General features: G+C 30.9%; 5 protein-coding genes. All 5 read left to right on the top strand.

Going from position 1 to position 3251, the window contains the following annotated elements:
* Nucleotides 1-458 precede the first annotated feature (458 nt).
* The gene (locus DK442_RS16695) at nt 459-1034 is read left to right on the top strand and encodes a toxin-antitoxin system YwqK family antitoxin (protein WP_160114227.1); all 576 of its coding nucleotides are present in this window, start codon (nt 459-461) and stop codon (nt 1032-1034) included.
* A 104-nt stretch (nt 1035-1138) separates the two neighbouring features.
* A complete protein-coding gene (locus DK442_RS16690; protein WP_109437042.1) occupies nt 1139-1615 on the top strand; it encodes a hypothetical protein in 477 nt (158 codons plus the stop codon).
* Nucleotides 1616-1818: 203 nt separating this feature from the next.
* The gene (locus DK442_RS16685; protein WP_109437041.1) at nt 1819-2268 is read left to right on the top strand and encodes a hypothetical protein; all 450 of its coding nucleotides are present in this window, start codon (nt 1819-1821) and stop codon (nt 2266-2268) included.
* Nucleotides 2269-2460: 192 nt separating this feature from the next.
* Nucleotides 2461-2958, top strand: a complete 498-nt coding sequence (locus DK442_RS16680; RefSeq protein ID WP_160114226.1) for a hypothetical protein — start codon at nt 2461-2463, stop codon at nt 2956-2958.
* An 83-nt stretch (nt 2959-3041) separates the two neighbouring features.
* Nucleotides 3042-3251 (top strand): hypothetical protein (locus DK442_RS28640; protein ID WP_235010978.1); only part of this gene is annotated, 210 nt, incomplete at its 3' end.

Raw genomic sequence — 3251 nt, 5'->3', positions numbered from 1 at the left:
ACCTTTTAAGGAAAAAAAAATTCAAGCTACTTTTTGGGAATTACAGTTGAAAGATGTTATAAAAGTGGATAAGTTTATAGCAAAATAAAAATAGATAACACTATATATGTGATCATAGCAGCTAAGTGATCCATCGAATAGTTACTGTATTTTTGTTAAGGCGCAATGCTTGCAGAATGGAAAAGTTAGCAACCAATGCGCAGAAAAAGTCGATGGCTTGGTAACATTTTGCCCTGCTACGACACATATATTAAACATTGTATGTAATTTGAGAAAACCCGTTACTAAATCAAAATCATAGTTCACTCATTATGACTTTTCTGATTAAAAGAACTGAATTATTTTCGAGAAACTAAATAACTAAAAAAATGAAATTCTCGATTATAATAATATTTCTGACCTTTCCCATTCTGTCATTCGGACAAGAATACAAAATTGAATATGGAAATAAAAAATATATGAAATACCATTATCATTGCTCACACGACAATGGATTTACATTAAAAGAAAAACTTAAAGACGGAAAATATCTGGTAAACTCAAAAGAAGACCCCGAATTGAATTTAATCGAAGGTTATTATCTAAATCGTAGAAAATCTGGAAAGTGGAAAATCTATAACCCTTATGAAAGAACAACTGAATATCAGACTTTCGAAAATGGTCGATTACTAAATGAAAAAGGGATTGATGGTTTAGGAAGGATATTTATGGAAATAAAACATACCGAAAATATAGAAACCGGAGCTCATTATGGTTATCATTCCAAAAAACAATTAAGGTATAAAGACGAATTTTGGAATAATAAAAAAGATAAAATAAATATCTCAACAACAACTTATTTCTACTCAAATGGTCAACTAAAAAGTGTCACAAGATATAAAAATGGAAATGGTCACGGGAAATCCTTTAAGTACTATGAAAATGGACAGAAAGAAATGGAGTTTGAATGGGAAAATGACAAACAAATCGGGATTTGGAAATGGTGGAACGAAAAAGGCGAATTAACAAAAATAAAAGATTATACAACTGAATAAAACTACGTACAACAATTTGTATATTGCATGTGCTCCCTTCGGGAAGCAAACGCATCATACAAGAGACGTTGTAGGCGACAAAAAAAGTAGACTTAAATAACTAAATGGACGAAAATATTTTAAACGAATTTTCTATAAATAAATATAAAGACTTAAAATTGATTAGACGGGATGAAAACTTTTATCTATTTGTTAGTGGAATAATTTTCGGATTTGGTTATTTAATGTTATTGGTTAATGGATATTATCATTTAAAATCAATTGAGTTCTTTCAGGAAGAAAGACAGGATTTATTAGTAAGATTAGGATTTTTATCTTATGCAATTGGAATGTTATTTTATCCAACATCAGTAATTTTAAATGGAATAATCCTTTGGCTAGTCAATGAAAGAAAGCGAAATGAAATCTTTAGAAAATTAGCCTTTTCCATCTTGGGACTTATAATTCCAGGAATTCTTTTTTATGGTGAATTTGGATTAGATATTTTGTTTGGAACTAAAGAAAAATGGATAATTGGAATTCTTTTAATTACACTTTCAATTTTCATTCCTGCTAAGCGGAGATTGAAAACCCAACAATAATAAAAAAATAAAAAAGCAGCCTACAACGCGATATATGTGATCATAGCAGTTCAGTGATGAATCGATAGGTTCGTTTATATTTGGTAAGACGCAATGCTTGCAAAAAGTAAAAGTTAGCAACCAATGCGCAGAAAAATCAAAAAGCAAGGTAACAATTTGCCCTGCTACGACACATATATCAAACGTTGTAGTACATTAAAAAAATGAACGAAAATAATTTAAAGTTTGAAGTTATCTGGAAGGATGAAGATATGTTTGAGATGCGGATTTCTGCAAATAACGGACGATATTCTGGAATTACAGAAGTTTATGAAGTGTCTGAATCTTTACTCGGATTTGTAACGGAACTTAACGGATTCCCGTTTGGAAAAGAAAAAGTGACCCATTCTTGTGGAGAAAAAGATAGTTACGCATATTTTGAAATGGAATTTTATAAGATTGGACCGACTGGAAAATGTGGAGTGTTAATCACAATGGAAGAAAATGTCTCAACGGAATATCGAAAAGAAGAAAAAGATAAACTCTCAATGGAATTAATTATTGAGCCAAACGCAATAGATATTTTTTGCCGAGAACTTAAATCGTTAGCGGTAAAAGAAGACGGAATTGCGGAACTAAAAGCAATCGGAAATTACACGGGTAATATTGCATAAAATAACGCACTACAACAATATATATGTGATCATAGCAGCTAATTGATGAATCGAATGGTTCTTGTATATTTGGTAAGGCGCAATGCTTGCAAAAGGGAAAAGTTAGCAACCAATGCGCAGAAAAACCGAAAAACAGGGTAACAATTTGCTCTGCTACGACACATATATTAAATGTTACCAGCAATAATTAAAATGAAAACATATCATATATTTTTACTTTTCTTGATTTTAAGTTGTAAAAACACAAGCGAGAAAAAGGATTCGATAAATACACCTGACAAAATTCTAATGGAAGAAAAAAATCAAGAAAACACCAATATCTACAACTCTGAACAAGCTTTATGGGAATATCAATTCGATAAAGAGATTAGCGACTTTAAAATCAAAAAAGTGAGAGAGTTTAATTCGGACACACTAACCTCTAAAAAAATAGAAAAGATTATAAATCATAATTGGCCAAAAGTTCAAATTAAATATACTCGGAAGAATAAAGACACCGTGTTCATAGATATTCCAGATAGTAATGTTTTAACTCAACAAATGGGTACAACTGGCGCTGAACAGTTTTTAATTTCAACTACATTCTCTTTTACAGAATTGGAAGGTATAAATTACGTTTCTTATAATTTTGAAATTGGAGATCATGCAAGTCCTGGTGTTTACGGACGGAATAATTGGAATGAAAAATAAAAAAGCTGGTAACACCATATATGTGATCATAGCAGCTAAGCGATGAACCGAATGGTTGTTGTATTTTTGGTAAGGTGCAATGATTGCAAAAAGAAAAAGTTAGCAACCAATGCGCAGAAAAATCAAAAAGCAAGGTAACAATTTGCCCTGCTACGACACATATATCAAACGTTGGCGTTAATTTGAAAATGAGAAACTTCACAATATACATTTTACTAATTTTTACAATATTGAGTTGTAAACAAAAAGATGTTGACGGAATAGAAATTGGACACACGCTTTATACAAATCAG

Source organism: Aquimarina sp. AU119 (genome assembly GCF_900312735.1).
Classification (GTDB): domain Bacteria; phylum Bacteroidota; class Bacteroidia; order Flavobacteriales; family Flavobacteriaceae; genus Aquimarina; species Aquimarina algiphila.
Note: the sequence above shows the minus strand (reverse complement) of the source record. Positions and strands in the feature narration are given on the sequence as shown.

Coding starts and splice junctions, on each gene's coding strand:
- DK442_RS16680 (WP_160114226.1), top strand. CDS start 2,461: ATGAAAACATATCATATATTTTTACTTTTCTTGATTTTAAGTTGTAAA.
- DK442_RS16690 (WP_109437042.1), top strand. CDS start 1,139: ATGGACGAAAATATTTTAAACGAATTTTCTATAAATAAATATAAAGAC.
- DK442_RS16685 (WP_109437041.1), top strand. CDS start 1,819: ATGAACGAAAATAATTTAAAGTTTGAAGTTATCTGGAAGGATGAAGAT.
- DK442_RS16695 (WP_160114227.1), top strand. CDS start 459: ATGAAATACCATTATCATTGCTCACACGACAATGGATTTACATTAAAA.